General features: G+C 57.2%; 15 protein-coding genes and 2 pseudogenes. 11 read left to right on the plus strand and 6 right to left on the minus strand.

Going from position 1 to position 19,662, the window contains the following annotated elements:
- Positions 1 to 53 precede the first annotated feature (53 nt).
- The 3 genes from HMPREF2625_RS05315 to HMPREF2625_RS05325 form a co-directional block, all read right to left on the minus strand.
- Positions 54 to 1,562 (minus strand): sugar transferase, encoded by a 1,509-nt coding sequence (locus HMPREF2625_RS05315; RefSeq protein ID WP_070522486.1) that lies wholly within the window; start codon positions 1,560 to 1,562, stop codon positions 54 to 56.
- A gap of 469 nt (positions 1,563 to 2,031) precedes the next feature.
- Positions 2,032 to 2,817, minus strand: a complete 786-nt coding sequence (locus tag HMPREF2625_RS05320; protein ID WP_070522489.1) for a phosphatase — start codon at positions 2,815 to 2,817, stop codon at positions 2,032 to 2,034.
- 92 nt (positions 2,818 to 2,909) lie between these two features.
- Positions 2,910 to 4,232, minus strand: coding sequence for a glycosyltransferase (locus HMPREF2625_RS05325; RefSeq protein ID WP_070522492.1), 1,323 nt, complete (start codon positions 4,230 to 4,232; stop codon positions 2,910 to 2,912).
- A gap of 234 nt (positions 4,233 to 4,466) precedes the next feature.
- Between HMPREF2625_RS05325 and alr the strand changes: the two genes are divergently transcribed.
- The 5 genes from alr (at position 4,467) to tsaD (ending at position 9,075) form a co-directional block, all read left to right on the plus strand.
- Positions 4,467 to 5,780, plus strand: coding sequence for an alanine racemase (alr, locus tag HMPREF2625_RS05330; protein WP_070522494.1), 1,314 nt, complete (start codon positions 4,467 to 4,469; stop codon positions 5,778 to 5,780).
- A 63-nt stretch (positions 5,781 to 5,843) separates the two neighbouring features.
- Entirely contained in the window at positions 5,844 to 6,470 is a 627-nt protein-coding gene (gene tsaE / locus HMPREF2625_RS05335) for a tRNA (adenosine(37)-N6)-threonylcarbamoyltransferase complex ATPase subunit type 1 TsaE (RefSeq protein ID WP_070522498.1), read from the plus strand.
- 118 nt (positions 6,471 to 6,588) lie between these two features.
- Positions 6,589 to 7,374: a tRNA (adenosine(37)-N6)-threonylcarbamoyltransferase complex dimerization subunit type 1 TsaB gene (gene tsaB / locus HMPREF2625_RS05340; RefSeq protein ID WP_070522503.1), complete on the plus strand. Its 786-nt coding sequence runs from the start codon at positions 6,589 to 6,591 to the stop codon at positions 7,372 to 7,374.
- Between the two features lie 12 nt (positions 7,375 to 7,386).
- Entirely contained in the window at positions 7,387 to 7,950 is a 564-nt protein-coding gene (gene rimI / locus HMPREF2625_RS05345) for a ribosomal protein S18-alanine N-acetyltransferase (RefSeq protein WP_141745416.1), read from the plus strand.
- 6 nt (positions 7,951 to 7,956) lie between these two features.
- On the plus strand, positions 7,957 to 9,075 hold the full coding sequence (gene tsaD, locus HMPREF2625_RS05350; protein WP_070522702.1) for a tRNA (adenosine(37)-N6)-threonylcarbamoyltransferase complex transferase subunit TsaD: 1,119 nt from the start codon (positions 7,957 to 7,959) through the stop codon (positions 9,073 to 9,075).
- Between the two features lie 80 nt (positions 9,076 to 9,155).
- On the opposite strand, the gene HMPREF2625_RS05355 is transcribed toward tsaD, so the two are convergent.
- Together HMPREF2625_RS05355 and HMPREF2625_RS05360 are read right to left on the minus strand one after the other, a co-directional pair.
- Positions 9,156 to 10,304: a glutamate--cysteine ligase gene (locus HMPREF2625_RS05355; protein WP_070522506.1), complete on the minus strand. Its 1,149-nt coding sequence runs from the start codon at positions 10,302 to 10,304 to the stop codon at positions 9,156 to 9,158.
- Positions 10,305 to 10,471: 167 nt separating this feature from the next.
- Entirely contained in the window at positions 10,472 to 12,034 is a 1,563-nt protein-coding gene (locus HMPREF2625_RS05360) for a THUMP-like domain-containing protein (protein ID WP_246826678.1), read from the minus strand.
- 132 nt (positions 12,035 to 12,166) lie between these two features.
- Here HMPREF2625_RS05360 and groES point away from each other — a divergent pair, with 132 nt between their 5' ends.
- From groES to HMPREF2625_RS05380, 4 genes are all read left to right on the plus strand, one after another.
- Positions 12,167 to 12,454, plus strand: a complete 288-nt coding sequence (gene groES / locus HMPREF2625_RS05365) for a co-chaperone GroES (RefSeq protein ID WP_004005229.1) — start codon at positions 12,167 to 12,169, stop codon at positions 12,452 to 12,454.
- Positions 12,455 to 12,583: 129 nt separating this feature from the next.
- Positions 12,584 to 14,173 (plus strand): chaperonin GroEL, encoded by a 1,590-nt coding sequence (gene groL / locus HMPREF2625_RS05370; protein ID WP_070522510.1) that lies wholly within the window; start codon positions 12,584 to 12,586, stop codon positions 14,171 to 14,173.
- 286 nt (positions 14,174 to 14,459) lie between these two features.
- The gene (gene guaB / locus HMPREF2625_RS05375) at positions 14,460 to 15,977 is read left to right on the plus strand and encodes an IMP dehydrogenase (RefSeq protein ID WP_070522513.1); all 1,518 of its coding nucleotides are present in this window, start codon (positions 14,460 to 14,462) and stop codon (positions 15,975 to 15,977) included.
- Positions 15,978 to 16,179: 202 nt separating this feature from the next.
- On the plus strand, positions 16,180 to 17,310 hold the full coding sequence (locus HMPREF2625_RS05380) for a GuaB3 family IMP dehydrogenase-related protein (protein ID WP_004005226.1): 1,131 nt from the start codon (positions 16,180 to 16,182) through the stop codon (positions 17,308 to 17,310).
- A 198-nt stretch (positions 17,311 to 17,508) separates the two neighbouring features.
- Here HMPREF2625_RS05380 and HMPREF2625_RS05385 read toward each other — a convergent pair whose 3' ends face one another.
- A complete protein-coding gene (locus tag HMPREF2625_RS05385) occupies positions 17,509 to 18,204 on the minus strand; it encodes a hypothetical protein (protein ID WP_141745417.1) in 696 nt (231 codons plus the stop codon).
- A 6-nt stretch (positions 18,205 to 18,210) separates the two neighbouring features.
- Here HMPREF2625_RS05385 and HMPREF2625_RS05390 point away from each other — a divergent pair.
- Together HMPREF2625_RS05390 and HMPREF2625_RS05395 are read left to right on the plus strand one after the other, a co-directional pair.
- Positions 18,211 to 18,480, plus strand: a pseudogene (locus HMPREF2625_RS05390) (winged helix-turn-helix domain-containing protein); the annotation flags it as partial.
- Positions 18,477 to 19,603: pseudogene (locus tag HMPREF2625_RS05395) on the plus strand (sensor histidine kinase). The pseudogenes HMPREF2625_RS05390 and HMPREF2625_RS05395, both read left to right, overlap by 4 nt.
- The last annotated feature ends 59 nt before the right edge of the window (positions 19,604 to 19,662 follow it).

Consider the following 19,662-nt stretch of genomic DNA (forward strand, 5'->3'; position numbering starts at 1 on the left):
CCCCCCACCGCTGTATTGGACTATACCGACCTTGGCATAGTCGGGCACGAAAATTAGTAGGCACCTTCCTTGGCGAAAACTGCTCGTACCGTGCGCAGCAGGATAATAAAGTCGGTTGTCATAGACCAGTTTTCGACGTAGTACAGGTCAAGACGTACCGATTCATCCCAGGAGAGATCGCTTCTGCCAGAGACCTGCCATAGTCCGGTAATCCCGGGTTTGACGAGCAGGCGGCGGTACATAATATCCTCATATAGGTCTACCTCTTCCGCCAGCGGGGGCCGAGGGCCCACCAGGGACATGTCGCCAATAAAAACATTCCAGAGCTGCGGCAGTTCGTCAATGGAGAACTTGCGAATAAACCGGCCGATTGGGGTGATGCGTGGGTCATTCACCATCTTGAAGAGCACCCCGTTGCCTTCGTTCTGTTCCATAAGCTGGGCTTTGATCTCTTCGGCGTCGGTGCGCATCGACCGGAATTTGACCATGCGAAAAACATCACCGTTCATTCCTACGCGCTCTTGGAAGAAGAGCGCTGGTCCTCCGTCGCGTCTGATAAGGATACCCACCACCAAGAAAACAGGGGAAAGCACGAGAAGCCCCAGCCCGGAGGCGAGCACATCCAGGGCGCGTTTCGCCAGTGCAGCGATACCCGTAATATGCGGGGTAGAAACGTGCACGAGCGGTAGCCCGTTGAGCGGCTGAATATGCATGCGAGGCCCTGCAATATCGGTGGTTGCGGGAGCCATAATCAGGGCGATATGCGCATCCGCGAGACGCCAGCCGAGCATCCGCATCTGTTCCGGGGTCAGCTGATGCCCGTTCGAGATGGCGACCATCTGAATATTGTTTTCCTGCACGGCCTGCATAATATCGTCAGGGTTCGTGGAGTAACCCAGAATGGGCAGATCGACGTCTGCAATCGTGGTACCGGCGTAGATTCCCGGCAGGTAAAACGCAGCTGGTGAAAGCCCCGATGCGACGGCGCCGGAGAGGCTCTTATACAGATGTTTACCGGTGGGAACGTCGGAAATAATCATGACGCGGGTTAGCGAATACCCTTGCAAACGTTTCTGTACTAGTCTTTGGCGCAGTAGCCAGCGCTCTATCATGATGAGGCCTAAACCCAGCGGGTAGGCGATGAGCAGGTACATGCGGGTCAGGTCGATTTTGAGAAAGAACGCCACGATCACGAGTGTGCAGAAAAAGTAAGTGCTGCCGCGTGTGACCATACGGTATTCGTCGGTTCCCATTCCTAGAACGCGAATATTTCGTGAGCCGTTGACTTGCAGGGTCAGCCACCAGATTATGATCATTCCGATATCGAGGAAGATATAGTCGATAGGTGCGACGGAAGGATCGAGCAGGTTAAGCGGCCAGACATTCACAGGCGGTAAATCCGCGTTTACGAAGCCGAAGCGAATAAAGTGCGCAGCAAAAATAGAGATGGCAATGGCAATCAAGTCGCCCAGGTAAAGAGATTTCAAAACCTGTGGATGCCACTCACGTTTGGCGACATATGTGGTGCCCCAAACTTTTTTGAGTCTTTCTTTTGCTTTCAATGAAGTTATCTTCCCCGGTCGTGGTGAGCGCGCATATCGGCGTATGCGCGGAATGCTCGAGTTTGAGACCCGCAGCCCGGTGGTCAGTCGGAATACAGATGAATGATGTGTGCAGTGTGTGAGCGAGAAGTAGAGAGAACGAGAACCAGATTTGAGGCCCCGAGGTAGTCCGGAAGAGAAACCTGGCCTTTAACTGATTCTCACGATAGTTCTTCAAAACTACTCAGTCCTTATATTTTACGGTTAAACCAGGAGTTCAGTCCTTCTGAATGGTGGTCTGAACTTCAAGGATAAAGAGTGAATTCAATCACCTTAATGTGCCATAAAGGTGCTGAAGACATGATTATTAAAGGCTATTGTGGATGTTTACTCTTGTAAATAGCTTTAATAAATATCCTAGTCAGAGAGTTTTAATACCCGTAAACTAATAAAATACCTTGAAAGAATAAAAAACTATAGCCTAAAAGTTTTACCGAAATTGTTTCAATGAGGCGCGATTCACCAAAAAATCAATCAGCGGTTCGTAACGATTCGGCGGAACATTATCATCCATCGGAACACACACCGGTAAATCACCCTGCTCTGCGGCAATAAACAATCCTGGGTCGTTACAGTCGGCAATACCGAGCGTCAGCAGCTTCTGCTGCGATGCCGCATACCCCGCCATCCCGTGATCGGAAACCACAAGATCGGGCAGCTCACCGCGCTCACGAAGCTGGGCGAGGGCGATGCGCATCGGCCCCGGGAAATGCGTATGCTGCAGATTCCCGTACTGCTCAAACATCACCACACCCATGATCTGGCGAATATCGCCGTCCAAGAACCGCTCGCCCTGCTCAATACGCAGCACCGTGGCTCCGGCGCGTTCGGCGATGCGCGCCAGCTCAGCATAAATGGGGAAAAGTCCGGCGGGATGACCGGTGGCGAACAGGATCTTTTGGCGGGCGCGTACCGCATCGCCAAAAATACGGGCATACTCTTCGAGAGCATCAATGCACTGGGCGGAACCAATCGTATCTTGCCCCTGGACATGCGAGCGGTCAGGGTTCAGACCAGCACGGCGTACCATGACCTCAAAAACTTCGTCATAAGTCCAATCTTTCGACCATGTAACCCCGAATTCGAGGTGCTCATTGTGATCGAGAAACCCTTGAATATGTGAAAGGTTATTCTCGCGCGGTGTAGCAACATCGCCCGTGATGCGGGCAGAATCAAGATAAGCGGCAAACTCGTCGCGCGTCATTGCAAAACTCATACGTCAAGTGTAGCCGCTTGAACAACTTTCGAGACCGTGCTGTGGTGCGTTCTACAGGTTTTTGAGGAAGAGCAGAGTAATTCGGCAATAAACTATGCGGAACCCTCGGCCCGCTCTTGTGCTAAATGACGACCGGTTATCGCCTCGGAATAGACGCACAAGGTTTTTCGGGCGGTCGCTTCCCAACTGAAAGAACGTGCACGAGCTGCCGCATTCGCCCCCAGTGTTAAGCGCAGACGTGGGGCACGCACCAGCCGCTCGATCGCAACCGCCCAACGCTGCGGGGTACGCGGCGCCACAAGCAACCCCGTTTTATGGTTCTCGATAGCGAAACGCAACCCATCCGCATCGGTAGCAAGTACCGCAGCCCCCGAAGCCTGCGCCTCCAAAGCCACTAGCCCAAAAGATTCAGACGAGGAAGGAGAAGCCACAATATCGGCGCGGCGAAAAATATCGGCAAGAATATCGGCAGGAACCGGACTGCGCAGATGCACCCGATCGGCGATGCCTAAATCGCGGGCACGGGCAAGAAGATCTAGTTCGTACCCGGAAGAAGACTTGCCGATAATATCCAGTTCAACATGCAGATCCGCGGGAAGAAGCGCAAGGGCCTCTACCAAAATATGGGGTCCCTTTAACGGCTGAGGACGCCCCGCAAAAACCACCCGAGAGTGCGTATCCGAACCCTCATGCTCGGCGTGCACCCCCGGCAGTGGGTGAAAAATACCGGTATCAACCCCCGGCGCAATCACACGCATGCGTGCGGAATCTGCCCCATAGTAGTCCTGCAGCTGCTGCCCTTCAAGAGAAGTATTGACGATCGTCAAAGCGGCATGTTCAAGAACTCGATGCTCGCTTTCATAACGTGCGTGTGGTTCTTCGGGCTCGTCGGGAGAGCGGCGCGCATCCTTCGCAGCGGCAGTCGTATGAGGGGTAAATACTACGGGAACAGCAGTTCCTTCGGCGGCATAAGTTTGGGCAGCCCCCAGCGCAGCAACGCCCGAAAGCCAATAATGTGCGTGAATAACCTGCGGATGCCAGCATGCTAATGAGACGCATTGCGCCGCAAATTCGGCTGTAAACTCGGCAAGTTGATTTTTGCGAGCACCTAAAGCCTGCGGAATCAACACCTGGTGTACCCGCACCCGATCACGATACGAGTTGAGAAGAGCCGGAACCTGCACGCCGGGCTTCGCATGCTCACAATCGGGATCGGTAAGAAGCGTGAAAACCTCGACGCGTAGAGTATCGTCTGCCGCCAGCATAGCCGCAATCGAACGCGCAATATAAACGTTCATGCCCCCGGCATCGCCGCGACCGGGCTGCGCAAAAGGATCGGTATGCAGAGAATAGACATGCACAACAGGCTGGGGCAGGGGCAAGCGGGACTGCGAGCTCTCGGGAATCTTCACCATCCTAGTCTAACGCGCGGTTTTATGAGACAGCGCGTTCTGCAAGCCGAGTGAGTCTAAGGGTGAACGTGTAAGCTTCGACGGTATCGAAGAGGTGCATTCGCACAATAAGAACATGAACTGTTGATGAACGCTCCCTAACTCGGGATAAGAAGAGCGAAAATACATGAAAAGACGGGCTAGAATGAGTGTAACTAGACGTTCCCCGCGTTCACCGAGTACCGGAGGTATATAGAAATGACTGTTCCCACACGTCCCCTCTACACCCCGAACCTGCAGCCCGGTGAGGCGGAGCGAACCGCCATCATCGACCTTAATGCTCTTGAGCACAATACGCGCGTGCTCAAAGATATGATCGGCGAACGTAAACTCATTGCCGTGGTGAAAGCGGATGCCTACGGTCACGGCGCCTACCCCGTGGCACGGTCAGTACTCGAAGCCGGTGCCGATATTCTGGGCGTTGTGCATGTGACCGAAGCCCTGGAATTGCGCTCGGAGGGTATTACCGCCCCGATTATAGCTTGGCTGCACACCCCGCAGACGGACTTCGATGAAGCACTCGAAGCAGATATTATCCTGGGTGCCTCCGGCTGGGACTTAGAAGCAATAGCAGAAGCCGCCAATCGCACCAAGAAGCGTGCTCGTGTACATCTGAAAGTAGACACGGGGCTTGGGCGTAACGGCTCCACCTTTGAGGACTGGCCCGCGCTAGTGGCGCGTGCCCTTGAACTTGAAGCCGCAGAGCTGGTGCGCGTTGAGGGTATTTTCTCGCATCTAGCGGTTGCCGATGAACCTGAACGCCCCGAGACCGCACGGCAGATCGCCCGACTTAACGAATTTGTGACCGTTGCCTGCAGCGCGGGTCTTACCCCCGAACTTGTTCACCTAGCGAACTCCCCGGGAACGATCACCGGCGCGAGCCCCCTATATAACACAAACGAAGCGGTTCTCGCCGATGCGGTACGCTGCGGAATCGCCCTCTACGGTCTGTCACCGCTCGCGGGTGTGAGCTCCAAAGACCTAAATCTGCGGCCCGTTATGACCTTGGGAACCCATGTGTGCAATGTCAAAGAAGTACCCGCCGGACAGGGGGTCTCATACGGGTTGCGGTACAGCACCGATAAGCCCACCACGCTGGCCCTCATTCCGCTCGGATACGCCGATGGCGTGCCGCGCATCGCTGAGGGGGCTCCGGTGCGTATTTACCCCCGGGCCGATGCCGCAAACCCCGTGGAACCGCGCACGTATCGCGCCGTGGGCAGGATTGCTATGGATCAGCTCGTGGTTGATCTGGAAGAGCCCGGACTCGCCGATCCTGCACGCGGTGTTCTCGGCGGTTCCGCTGTGCTTTTCGGCTCGGGAGATAACCCTCCCGTTGAAGAATGGGCCGCTGCAGCGCAGACCATTAACTACGAGATTGTGACTCGTATTTCCCCGCGCGTGATACGCATCTACCGCGGTGGCGCCTGGGTGGAACGCGAAGTAGATGGTCTGCACGCCCTGGGATCCCTCTTCGGTCTCGACGATGAACAGACACCGGAAACCGTCTAACGACATGTGAGTTCGAGTCTTCGCATCCCTGTTTAACCCGTACCGTTCCCCGGAAAGAAACCCATGCACGCACATCCCGTTCTAGAATTTGATCTTGCCGATCTTGCGCATACCCGCGCGGCGGCGCACGCGCTTGCACCGTTGCTCACCGCCGGGGACCTGCTCTTACTCTCGGGAGAGCTTGGTGCCGGGAAGACCACTTTTACTCGTGCCCTAGGCGAGGGGCTTGGAGTACGTGAGGGCGTTATTTCACCAACTTTTGTGCTCTCGCGGGTGCATCCCAATCTGTCGGACGGCATCCGCCCAGGTGGACCCGATCTCGTGCACGTGGACGCGTACCGGCTCTCTAGTGCCGAAGAATTAGACGACCTCGATCTAGAATTCTCGCTGGAAAAATCTGTGACCGTCATAGAATGGGGGCGCGGTAAAGCCGAGCATCTAAGCGATTCCCGCCTGGAACTAGACTTTACGCGACTCACCGGCGCGGATGCTTCCATCGCCTACGCCGCCGAGAACTACTCGCCTACAAAGGAGGGGGAGTTCGACTGGGATGCGCTCGACGACCGTGAGGAGGAGAGCGCTGATGCCTCAGAACCGCGGCTGCTGCGCATTACCGCTTACGGTCCACGATGGGAGGGCGAAGCGTATCGAAGTCTTGAAGCCGCCATGCCCAAACTCGGCGTCGAGTAACCTGCTTTAAGAATTTCCGGGAGCGAAGGAAGCGCACCTCATGAGTTCGCCTTGGGGCATTTATGAAGCGAGAACCCGTCACAATAGCGGGTACACGGCAGCACGTTAGAATGATAGGGTGCTCATACTTGCTCTAGATTCATCAGCCACCGCATCCGTGGCTTTGGCGCGCCTGAACGGCGAAAATCCCGGTTCGACCGCAACTATTCTCGCTGCCCGCGAAAGCGCCGATACACGTTCACACGCCGAAGTGATGTCGCCCTTCGTAGCCCAGGTACTCGACGAATCACAGGTAAATGGGCGGAACGTGGATGCGATTCTCACCGGAACCGGGCCGGGTCCTTTCACCGGACTGCGCGCCGGAATCGTCACCGCCCGAACTCTTGGATTTGCCTGGAACAAACCCGTTTACGGGCTTATGAGTCTAACAGCCCTGGCAGAACGAGCATTTGTTCAGGATTTCCAGGGCAAAGCCGCGCAGAAGACCGATATTCTGGTAGCCTCCGATGCGCGCCGCCGCGAAATCTACTCTGCAATTTTCACCGTTACCGAGAACGGATACACGATAAAAACCGGTCCGCAGGTGGCACCCGCAAGCGAAAGTATGCCTGCACCCGGCAGCGTTTCTGGACAGAATACCGCAGGTTATCGTGCCTACGGTTACGGTGCCGAGCTTTACCGCGAACAACTGGAACAATCGGGGGCGCAAATTTCTTCCGAATTATCGCAGCTGCACCCCAACGCAAGCGACCTCGTGCGTGCCGCCGCGCGCTTGGGTATAAAAAATCTTAGCACCGACACCCGCGCCCTTTACCTGCGTGACTCGGACGCGAAGGTTCCAGCCGCCATGCTTGCGCGGCAGAGCCAGAACGCTCCGAGCGACCCCGCATCGTCTAAGGGATAGGGGAGCGTAAATATGCACTCGAAACTTCAGCATCCAGAACTTCCCGGTGCGCTCGCCCACGGCGCCCGCCTGCGCCGCGCCGATATCGACGATGTACCGCATCTGTTCACCCTCGAACAAGAGCTCTTCCCCCTCGACGCCTGGAACCTTGATATGTTCCTCGCCGAAATAACCCACCCCACCCGCACCTATTACGTACTTGAGCGGGCGCATTCCGGTGAAAATCCCCAGGAAAACCCCGATGAAAAGAACGCTCCGAATATTATCGGATACTGCGGGGTTATGACGGTGGCAGACACCGCCGATGTGCAGACCATCGCCGTGCTGCCCGAGTACGAAGGCAACGGATACGGAAGAGCCATGCTCGCCACAATGCACCGCCGGGCACAGGATTTAGGGGCGCAGCGCATCCTTTTGGAGGTGCGGGCCGATAATCCCCGAGCCCAGAACCTCTACCTGCGCACCGGATACACCCATATTCACACACGCCCCGGCTATTATGACGACGGCACGGATGCGCTGATCATGCTCAAGGACTTCGCCGCCAATGCCTCCACAACAACGGAAACTACCTGAGAAATGATGACTAAACCAAAACTTTCTGCCGCAGCCGAGCCGCTTGTATTAGGTATCGAATCATCCTGCGATGAGACCGGGATCGGCATTGTACGCGGCACCCGTCTGCTCACCAACACGGTTTCATCCTCTATGGAAGAGCACGTGCGGTTCGGTGGGGTGATTCCCGAAATTGCTTCGCGGGCTCATCTTGATGCTATGATCCCGGCTCTAGAAGCCGCACTTGCAGACGCTTACGTGACCCTCGACGATATAGACGCGATTGCCGTCACCGCCGGTCCCGGGCTCGCCGGGGCACTCATGGTCGGTGTTTCTGCCGCGAAGGCGCTGGCTACCGCTACCGGAAAGCCGCTCTACGGCATTAACCATCTGGTGGCGCATGTGGGCGTGGGGCTACTCGACGATAACGGTACCGAAGACGGCTCGGCGCTGCTTGAACACGCTCGAGATGGCGGGCTCGGGGCACTGCTGGTTTCTGGTGGTCACACCGAAATTCTGCAGGTACGCGATATTACTCAGGATGTTCGTCTGCTCGGAGCCACCCTTGATGATGCCGCCGGTGAGGCCTACGATAAAGTCGCTCGCTTACTGGGACTCGATTACCCGGGAGGCCCCGCTATTGATCGCGCCGCGCGCACGGGGAATGCTAAAGCGTTTGTTTTCCCGCGCGGGTTGTCAAACCGTAAGTTCATGGGTACCGCCGAAGCCCCGGGGGCACACCGGTATAATTTCTCGTTTTCGGGGCTCAAGACCGCCGTAGCGCGTGTGATTGAAGGTTTTGAGGCACGCGGTGAAGAGGTTCCGGTCGCCGATATTGCGGCATCTTTCCAGGAAGCGGTTGTCGATGTTATCACGAAGAAGGCCGTGCTGGCCTGCCGGGAACAGGGATTGCACACCCTCTTACTTGGCGGGGGTGTTGCGGCAAATTCTCGGTTGCGTGAGCTGCTTTCGGCACGATGCGCTTCAGCTGGGGTGCGCCTCATTATCCCGAAATTTACGCTGTGTACCGATAATGGCGCAATGGTGGCAGCCCTCGGGGCACGCCTTGTCGAGGCCGGGTATGAACCTTCGGGAATCGATTTTACGACCGACTCTTCGCTGCCGGTCACGACGGTGTGTTTCTAGAGCATTTGCTTAGACTAGAAGGATCCGTCAGCCCGCCTCCTGAGAAAACTTGGGGGAGCGGGCTGGAACTTTATCGGCCCCTAGCGGATGGGACGCGCCCGTGACTGAAGTGCGACATCTCGAATAACCTCGTGGAAAGAGCCTGTTTTCTCATAGATAGCGCGCTGCCGGTCGGCACCGGTGCCCTCCGCCAGCATATTCCTTACATGCTGCAGCTCCGGCAAACAATCCAAATCCCGGGCAACATCCTCTAGCTGAGTAACAAGAAGCTCAATATCCTCGCGCAGCGGGCGCACCTGCGGCTCGTTAGACACAATGATCTCGGTGTCTAAACCATAGCGGGCGGCACGCCATTTATTCTCCTGCGCATGCCAGGGGTTTAACACCTCAATCTTCTCGCCAGCCTCAATTTTGCGCGAGAAAAACTCCACTAAACACTGGGTGAGCGCCGTAACCGCCGCAACATCCCGAATCGACGGAAGACCATCGCAGTAGCGCATCTCCAAGGTGCCATAGCGGGGAACCGGGCGCACATCCCATCGGTCCTCGCTGACCTCTAAAATAGCGCCCGTCTTCACCAAAGCATGCAAATAGTCACTGTACTCCTGCCAGTTTTCAAAATGAAAAGGCAGACCATTTGAAGGCAGCTGCTGATACAGCATCGTGCGATGCGAACCATACCCAGTATCCACGCTGTCCCAGTAGGGCGAAGACACCGAAAGCCCCAGCAGATGCGCGCAATAGTTGGTGAGCGCATCCACAAGCGGCAATGCCTTATCGCGTGAATCGACGCCCACATGCACATGCACGCCAAAAATAACCATGTGCCTGCCCCAGTACTGGCCGCGACCCACCACACGCTGGTACCGCTTCTTCGCAGATACCTGCTGTTCCTGCCAATGCGCCGTAGGGTGCGTGCCCGCCGCATAAAAATCAAGCCCCAGCTCATCAGTAACCTCACGGATCTTATCGGTCACCGAGATCAACTGCTGGCACGCTTGCGGAACCGTAGTACACACACCGGTAATAATCTCAAGCGTATTCTCCAAAAATTCGCCCGTCACATGAGCATGATCCAGGGAAGGTTCCAAAAGTTCAGGATAACGTTCGCCCACACGGGTAAGTACCTCTTGAGCGCGCGCTACCAGCTCTCCGGTATGCTGGTCAATCAGCGCGATCTCCCACTCTACGCCAAGAGTGGATTGCGCCGAGGAAGCGAACGAAATCAAAGCTCTCTCCTTCTTGGGGTGACTGCATTTATTTTACGGTGTTGGTGACCACAACAATGTTTTTTCGAGTGTGTATGAACTAAATACGACGCAAACATGAAGTATCTGACATAAAACGTCACACACCGTCATCACAGTTTTGTAGATACGCCGTCCACATAAACCCGCTAGACCAGAGAACTCTTAGTGTCCGAGGCGGAGACTTGCGCTGCATCAGAAAAATCTACAGGTCGCACATGCCACCCGATGCGCCGCGCCCGCTGCCCAGACTCCACTCGCGTAAACACTAAAGTCGCCGGGTTATAGCCCTGATTCTTCGCGGCCTTCTTACCCGATTTCTTACCCGCACCGCCTGCTAGCAGGGTCGCACGCATTTTCTCGGGCACCAGATCAACACCGCGTTTCTTGATCGTCAAAGCCGTAAAACCGCGCTCGCGCACCCACTTTTTGAGCTGTTTCTCATGCACCGGGATTTCCTCAAGAACCTCATAACACTGTGCCAGCGGACTCTGAACAGCTTCTGCCGCCGTGAGGTACGCCAGGTGCGGATCAATCAGGTTCGCCCCAAGCTCTTGGGCTAACTCCTGTACCAGATGCGCCCGCACTACCCCGCCGGAAGGCTCATAGAGGTACTCACCGGGGGAGGGAAGCCGAGTTTGCTCCTGCTCAACAGGGGTTACTTGTCCCGCGGGATAGGGACTAATCAGTATGGTTTTGTGAATGCGCAGGCCCCCGTCTTCAGCCTGTCCCGTCGCCTCCTGCCGCAGTATAGTGACCGTGCGTGCAACGCCTTCCTGCGCCAAAGCATTAAACCAAAGCACCAACTCTACGAGAGAACCCTCATGCTCAACCCACTGCGCCGTGACACGCGGATGCGGGTTCGCCTCGCTCCGAATATCCTCGGGGCGCGCAATAGCCTCATGCGGCATCCCTGGACCAAGTTTGACACCCATTGGAATACCGGTTTTGGCCAGATCCACCACGAACGAAAGCGGCGGAGAATAGGCTTCTGGATCAAAAATACGTTCTGTATGGGACTTTACGACTCCGGTCAGATCACGTCTGGCCGGATCAAGCCATATGCCTTGTACCGCCTCACCGGTGTCATCACGAAAACTCTCGGGGTCAAAATTCGTCACATCACCAACCACAACCCGCGAACCCGAAAAATCCGCCAGATTTGCGGCAGCAAAAGATGCCGTCAACGGGTCAAGCTCCACAGAAACAGTCTCTAAGGATGCGCGCGCGAACTCCAACGAATCCGCGCCGATACCACATCCCAAATCGGCAACCGAACGAACCCCGGCACGGGCAAACACGGCCGCATGCTCGGCAGCAACAACCGGTCGAGTCGCCTGCTGCGCGCCGTGCTCGGTCAAAAACATAGTGCGCGCCCTATCGCCGAACTTTGACAGCGCCCGAGTGCGCGCCTTAACAAGGCTGAGAATATTGGCGGTCTCATCGGGCGTGGACCCCTGCGCCCGCAGCCGCGTAACCTGTTCGAGCGAGTGCTCTTGACTATAGGGGAAAAGCGCATCCGCGGCATCTAACGCCTGCCGGGTAAAAGGCAGCTCGGGTGGCAAGGCAAACGGCGGCGGGGGCACAAAATCAACCATAGGCTTAAGTGTAGTGGCATGAGCATATGCAGAAGGCTTGGAGGCTGCGGCAGGTTCACGGGGCGCTCGCGTATTATCCTGTGCGCGAAACGCCGCCCTCGAAACGGCGCGCATTCTTGACCGGGTGCCGCTGGGATTCTAAAGTTGAATTTAGCACTCGAAGCGGTGCAGTGCTAAACGCCCAGGCACTAGGGCTAAACCGCTTCACAAATTCTTAAAAAACGCTGACTAACAAGGAGCATACCTATGGCTATTAAGCCCCTCGAAGACCGAGTAGTTGTCAAACTAGAGCAGGCTGAGCAGACCACCGCATCCGGTCTGGTTATTCCCGAAACTGCAAAGGAGAAGCCGCAGGAGGCTCGCGTAGTAGCCGTAGGCCCCGGCCGCGTGGACGATAAGGGCAACCGCGTTCCCGTCGATATCGCTGAAGGCGACGTAGTCGTGTTCTCCCGCTACGGCGGCACCGAGGTCAAGTACCAGGGCGAGGAATACCTGATTCTCTCCGCTCGTGACGTTCTGGCGATCGTCGACTAATTTCGCATATATGCAGGATGCGCCGCCGGTTTCTCGCGCGGCGCATCCGCTATACCCGACATGGATTCGGCGCACGTGCGCCTTCTACGATATCGAACGCTCATAACCTTCAAGGAGTAGCGAATATTCATGGCTAAACAGCTTGAATTCAACGATGCCGCCCGTAAGTCCCTGCAGGCTGGCGTCGATAAACTCGCCGATGCGGTCAAGGTCACCCTCGGTCCACGCGGGCGCAATGTTGTGCTCGATAAACAGTGGGGCGCACCGATTATCACGAATGATGGTGTCTCGATCGCCCGCGAAGTCGAGCTTGAAGACCCCTACGAAAACCTGGGCGCGCAGCTCGCTAAAGAGGTAGCCACCAAGACTAACGACGTTGCCGGTGACGGTACGACCACCGCAACCGTGCTGGCGCAGGCACTTGTGAATGAGGGGCTGCGCAACGTAACAAGCGGTGCGGCACCCGCAGAGGTGAAGCGTGGTATTGAAGCCGCCGTTGAGAAGGTCTCCGAGCGTCTGCTTCAGGATGCCCGCGAGGTACAGGGCCCGGAAGTTGCGCATGTTGCCGCTATTTCGGCTCAGTCCGACCAGATCGGCGAGCTCTTGGCATCTGCTTTTGAGAAGGTCGGTCAGGACGGCGTCATTACCATTGAAGACGGCTCATCCACCGAGATTGAGCTTGATATTACCGAGGGTATGCAGTTCGACAAGGGCTACCTTTCGCCTTCGTTCGTAACCGATGCCGAGCGTGGCGAAGCGGTTCTTGAAGATAGCCTCATTCTGCTCTACCAGGGTAAGATCTCCACGGTTGCCGAGATTATGCCCCTGCTGGAGAAGGTTGTACAGGCGAAAAAACCGCTGACCATTATCGCCGAAGACGTTGATGGTGAAGCGCTGTCCACCCTCGTGGTGAATAAGCTCCGCGGAACTCTCGACGTTGTGGCGCTTAAGGCTCCCGGATTCGGCGATCGCCGCAAGGCTATTATGCAGGATCTCGCCATTCTGACCGGCAGCATTGTGATTACCCCCGAACTGGGTATCGACCTGGCTCAGGCAACTCTCGAAGAAACTGGTTCGGCACGCCGCGTGACCGTCACCAAGAACACCACCACGATTGTGGACGGCGGTGGCAGCAAGGAAGCGGTTGAGGACCGTGTGCAGCAGCTGCGCCGAGAGATCGAGGCCGTCGATTCCGAGTGGGATCGCGAGAAGCTCAAGGAACGCCTGGCGAAGCTTGCTGGTGGCGTGGGCGTGATCAAGGTGGGTGCGGCAACCGAGGTTGAGGCTAAGGAACGTAAGCACCGCATCGAAGACGCTGTGTCTTCTACCCGCGCGGCTCTTGAAGAAGGCATCGTATCCGGTGGCGGTTCGGCACTGATCCACGCTAGCAAGGCGCTCGACGGTTTTGAGCTCGATAGCCACGACGCAAACGTGGGTGTGCAGATTGTACGCCGCGCCCTGGTACAGCCGCTGCGCTGGATCGCCGAGAACGCTGGCGACGACGGCTATGTGGTGGCGGCAAAGGTTGCCGAACAGCCTGTTGGTCACGGTTACAACGCCAAAACCGGTGAGTATGTTGATCTGTTTGAGGCGGGCGTAATTGACCCCGTGAAGGTCACCCGCTCTGCGCTGCAGAACGCATCATCTATCGCGGCTTTGGTGCTCACGACCGAGACTCTGGTGGTCACTAAGCCCGAAGAAGAGGACGAAGAAAACTAAATAATCCGTATGTTGCCCGGTCTGAGATTTTCACCAGACCGGGCAACATTTATCTTCACAGCTTGGCACGGGAATATGTGAACGTCCCCTTCCGTTACTTATGCACATATTGCGTGTGCGCAAGAGCGGAGTTGAAGAAGTGTTTCGGAGTGGGCGCATCCGGTAGGATGCGAAACTCACCGAAACAGCAGTCAGCGTTTACTATAGAGATACGACGTTTTACACCCGGTGGCACCACTCGCTACACAACATCTATACATCCGGTACAGCATTTGAAAGGCTAAACATGACTGTCCCCACCGCCCTGACCGACGATCCTTTCGGTTTCACTGGTCTGACCTATGATGACGTGTTGCTTCTACCCGGCAACACCGATGTTATTCCCTCCGATGCCGATACCAGCACTCGACTCTCCAAGCGTATTACCCTGGGCACCCCCATTGTCTCCGCTGCGATGGATACCGTGACTGATTCCCAGATGGCGATTTCGATGGCGCGCCTAGGCGGCATGGGCGTGATCCACCGTAACCTTTCGATCGAGGATCAGGCAGCGCATGTTGATCGCGTGAAACGCTCCGAATCGGGTATGATCATCAATCCCGTCACCATCGGTGCTGACGCAACTATCGGCGAATACGACAATCTGTGCGGCTATTACAAGGTTTCGGGTCTGCCGGTGGTCGCCGAAGACGGCAAACTTGAAGGTATTATTACCAACCGCGATATTCGCTACCTCTCGCGCTCGGACTATGAAAACACCCTCGTGCGCGATGTTATGACCCCGATGCCGCTCATTACCGGTTCGCCGAACCTCACGAAGGATGAAGCCTTCGCCCTGCTCTCGAAGAACAAAATCGAGCGTTTGCCCCTCATTGACGAGGCCGGTAAACTTGCCGGGCTGATTACCCTCAAAGACTTTGTGAAGACCGAACAGTACCCGCGCGCTACCAAGGATGACGATGGTCGCTTGCGCGTTGGCGCTGCTATCGGTTTCTTTGGTGACGGCTACGAACGTGCAATGGCTCTGGTCGAGGCCGGGGTGGATGCACTCTTCGTCGATACCGCCAACGGACATTCCCAGGGCGTGCTCGATATGATTTCTCGCCTGAAGAAAGATCCCGCAGCCGCACATGTCGATGTGATCGGTGGACAGGCGGCAACTCGTGAAGGTGCTCAGGCCATTATTGATGCGGGCGCAGATGCTGTGAAAGTCGGCGTGGGTCCTGGATCAATTTGCACCACGCGTATCATCGCGGGTGTGGGCGTACCCCAGGTAACCGCGATTAACGAATCCGCGAAGGCAGCTATTCCCGCCGGTGTTCCGCTCATCGCCGACGGCGGAATGCAGCACTCCGGTGAGATCGGCAAGGCTCTGGTTGCTGGTGCCGATTCCGTGATGCTTGGCTCGCTTCTGGCGGGAACCGCCGAGGCCCCCGGCGATCTGATTTTCATGAACGGTAAGCAGTTCAAAGCCTACCGCGGCATGGGCTCGCTAGGCGCTATGCAGACCCGCGGTCGCCACAAATCATACTCGAAAGACCGTTATTTCCAGGCAGATGTTTCCAGCGAAGAGAAGCTGATTCCCGAGGGAATTGAGGGGCAGGTTCCGTTCCGCGGACCGCTTTCTGCCGTGCTGCATCAGCTTGAGGGTGGTCTGCGCCAGACCATGTTCTACGTGGGTTCACGCACCATTGAGGAGCTTAAGACCAAGGGTAAGTTTGTGCGCATCACCCCGGCGGGTCTGAAAGAATCTCATCCGCACGATATTACGATGACTGTCGAGGCGCCTAACTACCGCCGTTAACCACCGCTGACCGGCTCAATGGTGTGTATGGCTCGAACATTAGAGAACCTATTCCGTCGTGCATTTTGTGATATTTCTGAATAATCTGCGGCGGAACGGGCTATACGCCGAGTAGAGTAGATACTGCATCAGGCGCGTAGTCTTGCGGGGCAGCCGTACGCCAAGAAACACCGGTCAGAGACCTTCCGAAAGGGAAACACACATGTCCGATATTCAGATTGGGCTCTCTAAGAGTGCCCGCCGCACCTATGCGCTTGACGATGTGGCGCTGGCACCAACGCGCCGCACCCGTGACCGTCGCGACGTCGATACGTCATGGCAGATTGACGCCTTCAAATTTGACACCCCAATTGTGGGCGCACCGATGGACTCTGTGATGTCTCCAGCGACCGCGATTGCGCTTGGAAAGCTCGGTGGTTTAGGCGTGCTCAACCTAGAAGGCTTGTGGACTCGCTATGAGGATCCGCAGCCGCTTCTTGACGAAATTACTGAGCTTCCCGAAGCTGATCCTGCCTCTGCTACCACGCGCATGCAGCAGATTTACGCTGAGCCGATTAAGCCCGAGCTGATTACCGCGCGCCTGGAAGAAATTCGTGATTCGGGTGTTATTGTGGCGGGCTCGCTTACCCCGCAGAACACCCAAGAACATTACGAAACGGTGGTGCAGGCCGGTGCCGATCTTTTCGTGATTCGCGGTGCTTCGGTCTCTGCGGAGCATATTTCGACTTCGCATGAACCGCTGAACCTCAAGAAATTCATTTACGAGCTGGATGTGCCTGTTATGGTCGGCGGCGTGGCAGGGTATACCCAGGCGAAGCACTTGATGCGCACCGGTGCCGCCGGTGTTCTGGTGGGGTTCGGCGGCGGTTCCGCGATGACCACCCGTAAGGGGCTGGGCATTTCTGCGCCGATGGCAACCGCTATTGCCGATGTTGCTGCGGCCCGTTCGGACTATCTGGACGAATCCGGTGGACGGTATGTTCATGTGATTGCCGACGGTGGGCTCAGCCGTTCCGGTGACCTGGTGAAGGCGCTGGCTCTGGGCGCGGATGCGGTGATGATCGGTGCGCCCCTAGCACGCGCATCCGAGGCGCCGGGTCAGGGCTGGTACTGGGGTAATGAGGCGCATTCGGTGGATTTCCCGCGCGGCGTGCGTACCCCGCTGGGTGTCGTTGGAACTCTCGAAGAAGTGCTGTATGGGCCTTCACACCATGTGGACGGCACGAGCAATATTGTGGGGGCGCTCAAACGCGCTATGGCAACCTGCGGTTACCTGGACTTGAAGAAGTTCCAGAAGGCAGAGATGACGCTCGTGCCTGAATATCGGGGATAATCGCGGTCGACCTTTGAGCGCGTACTTGTATTCTGTTGAGCGTGTAGGAACCGAGCGAACATTCTCTTTGCTAAAACGTATTGCGCCCTCACCGGTGAAAATATCCGGTGGGGGCGCAGTATTAGAGGTGCAGCCGTTGCGGTTTTTGTGCGCCAAGCTGGAGCATTGTGCGCACCGCGTGGGCTTGGTTATCTGCCGTTAGTCTTTTGTGACGGCAGGCTGTTGGTTGAGTGAGGGAACCTCGCCGACTTTCGGGTACCCGGCGAACGGAACCTCGGTGGATTGCACAGTATCCTGGGTGGGTACGGTGCAGCTGTCAATGTACTTGGGCTTGTACTCTTCGACCTTGAACTTCATGGTGAGAGAGCGCTGCTTATCTCCTTTGGTTTTGCCAGAAGAAATGGTCACGCTGTGTTCCTCACCAGGTTTCCAGTTGGCGGGCACCTCAATGTCACGGGTGAACGACGTCTCTTCCTCGGAGAGCTTGAAGGTCATTTCACCCTGCCCGTTTACCTTTGACTTGCCGTCATCCAGGGTGACGGTAATATCCGAGGGAAGATAGTCTTCTCCATACGTCCAGTCAGACCCTCCAATCGTGAACTTCTGCCCCGCATATACGGTCTTCGGGGCGGAAACAGTGGCCGCCTCACTGGTGTTATCGCTTACCAGGCGGGTCTGTTCAGGCGCGGACGCAGGGTCGATAATCCGTTTGGTTTCGCCGGGCGCGGTACCTGCATCTTCAGCCTTGAACCGGGAGAGCGTGTTTGCAGTAATATTCACGGATTCCTTGCCGGGGTATTCGTCCACGCTGGCGCTCTGGTACTCGCCGGTGGTGGGGTCAATGCGGAAGTCCACATTTGTGTTTTTGTACGTTTTATCACGGGAAACAGCCACTACGGAGCCGTCGCCCATCAGGTGCGGGTGGGGGAGACGACCGTGGAGCTCACCCGCACGGAGTTCGAGCTGCTGGTTGCCCTAGCCCTGCGCCCCGGCCAGGTGCTGACCCGCCACGACCTGGTCACCGAGGTCTGGGACACCACCTGGGTCGGTGATGAACGCATCGTCGATGTCCACATCGGCAACTTGCGTCGCAAGCTCGGCACCGACACCCGGGGCCGGGGGTTTATCGACACCGTGCGTGGCGTGGGCTACCGGGTGGGGCAGCCATGAATCACGGACCCGGCCTGACCTTCCGCTTCCTGGCCGCCCAGGTGTTGGTCGTGGTGATTAGCCTGCTGATGGCCGCGGCCGTGGCCACGATGGTGGGCCCGACCCTGTTCCATGATCATATGTTGATGACCGGCTGGGAGGACCCCTCGCTGGAGCTGTTCCATGCCGAGCAGGCCTACCGGGACGCCAACCTGATCACCCTGGCCGTCGCCCTGCCCACCGCCTTGATCAGCGCCCTGCTGGCCAGCCTGTGGTTATCGCGTCGCCTGCGCACCCCCCCGCAGGATCTCACCCGCGCCGCTACCAGTCTGACGGCCGGCAACTACCGTATCCGCGTGCCCGCCGGAGAAGCCGGCCCCGAGGTCACCACCCTGGCGCATGCCTTCAACACTATGGCCGACCGGCTGGAACACACCGAACAGGTCCGCCGCCAGATGCTCTCTGATCTGGCCCACGAAATGGGCACCCCCTTATCGGTGCTCACGGTCTACCTCGATGGTCTCCAGGACGGGGTCGTGGACTGGAATAATGCCACCCACACGATCATGGCTGACCAACTCGCCCGCCTGACCCGGTTGATGGAAGACATCGACGATGTCTCCCGGGTCCAGGAACACCGGATCGATTTGGACCTGGCGGAGGAAGGGCTCGGGGATCTGCTCCATACCGCCGCTGCCGCGGGGGAAGCTTATGCTGACAAAGGCGTCGATTTACAGGTCGAGACTATTACGGACACCGCCCGGGTGCTCGTGGACCGGCAACGCTTCGGCCAGGTGATGAGCAATCTCCTGTCGAACGCGCTACGGCACACCCCGGCCGGCGGGCAGGTCCGGATCAGCGTCCACCGACAGGGGGCGTCCACCGCGCTCATCCACGTCGCCGATGACGGCGAGGGCATCCCACCTGGCCAGCTCGGACACATCTTCGAACGCTTCTACCGGGGGGGGATGCCGTCCGCAGCCGGGACAACGGCGGGGCCGGTATCGGTCTGATCATCTCCAAGGCATTGATCGAGGCCCACGGCGGCACTCTCACCGCCACCTCCCCCGGGCCCGGTCGCGGAGCGGTGTTTGCCCTCCGCCTCCCGCTGTCCCCTCCCGACAGTGAGGAGGCTGCTCGGTGACCACGCCCTGCCCCGCGTGAGGGCCGTGCCCTCCACCCCTTGAAAATATACCCCCAGGG

Source organism: Rothia sp. HMSC064D08 (assembly GCF_001809525.1).
In the GTDB taxonomy this organism is placed as follows: Bacteria; Actinomycetota; Actinomycetes; order Actinomycetales; family Micrococcaceae; genus Rothia; species Rothia dentocariosa.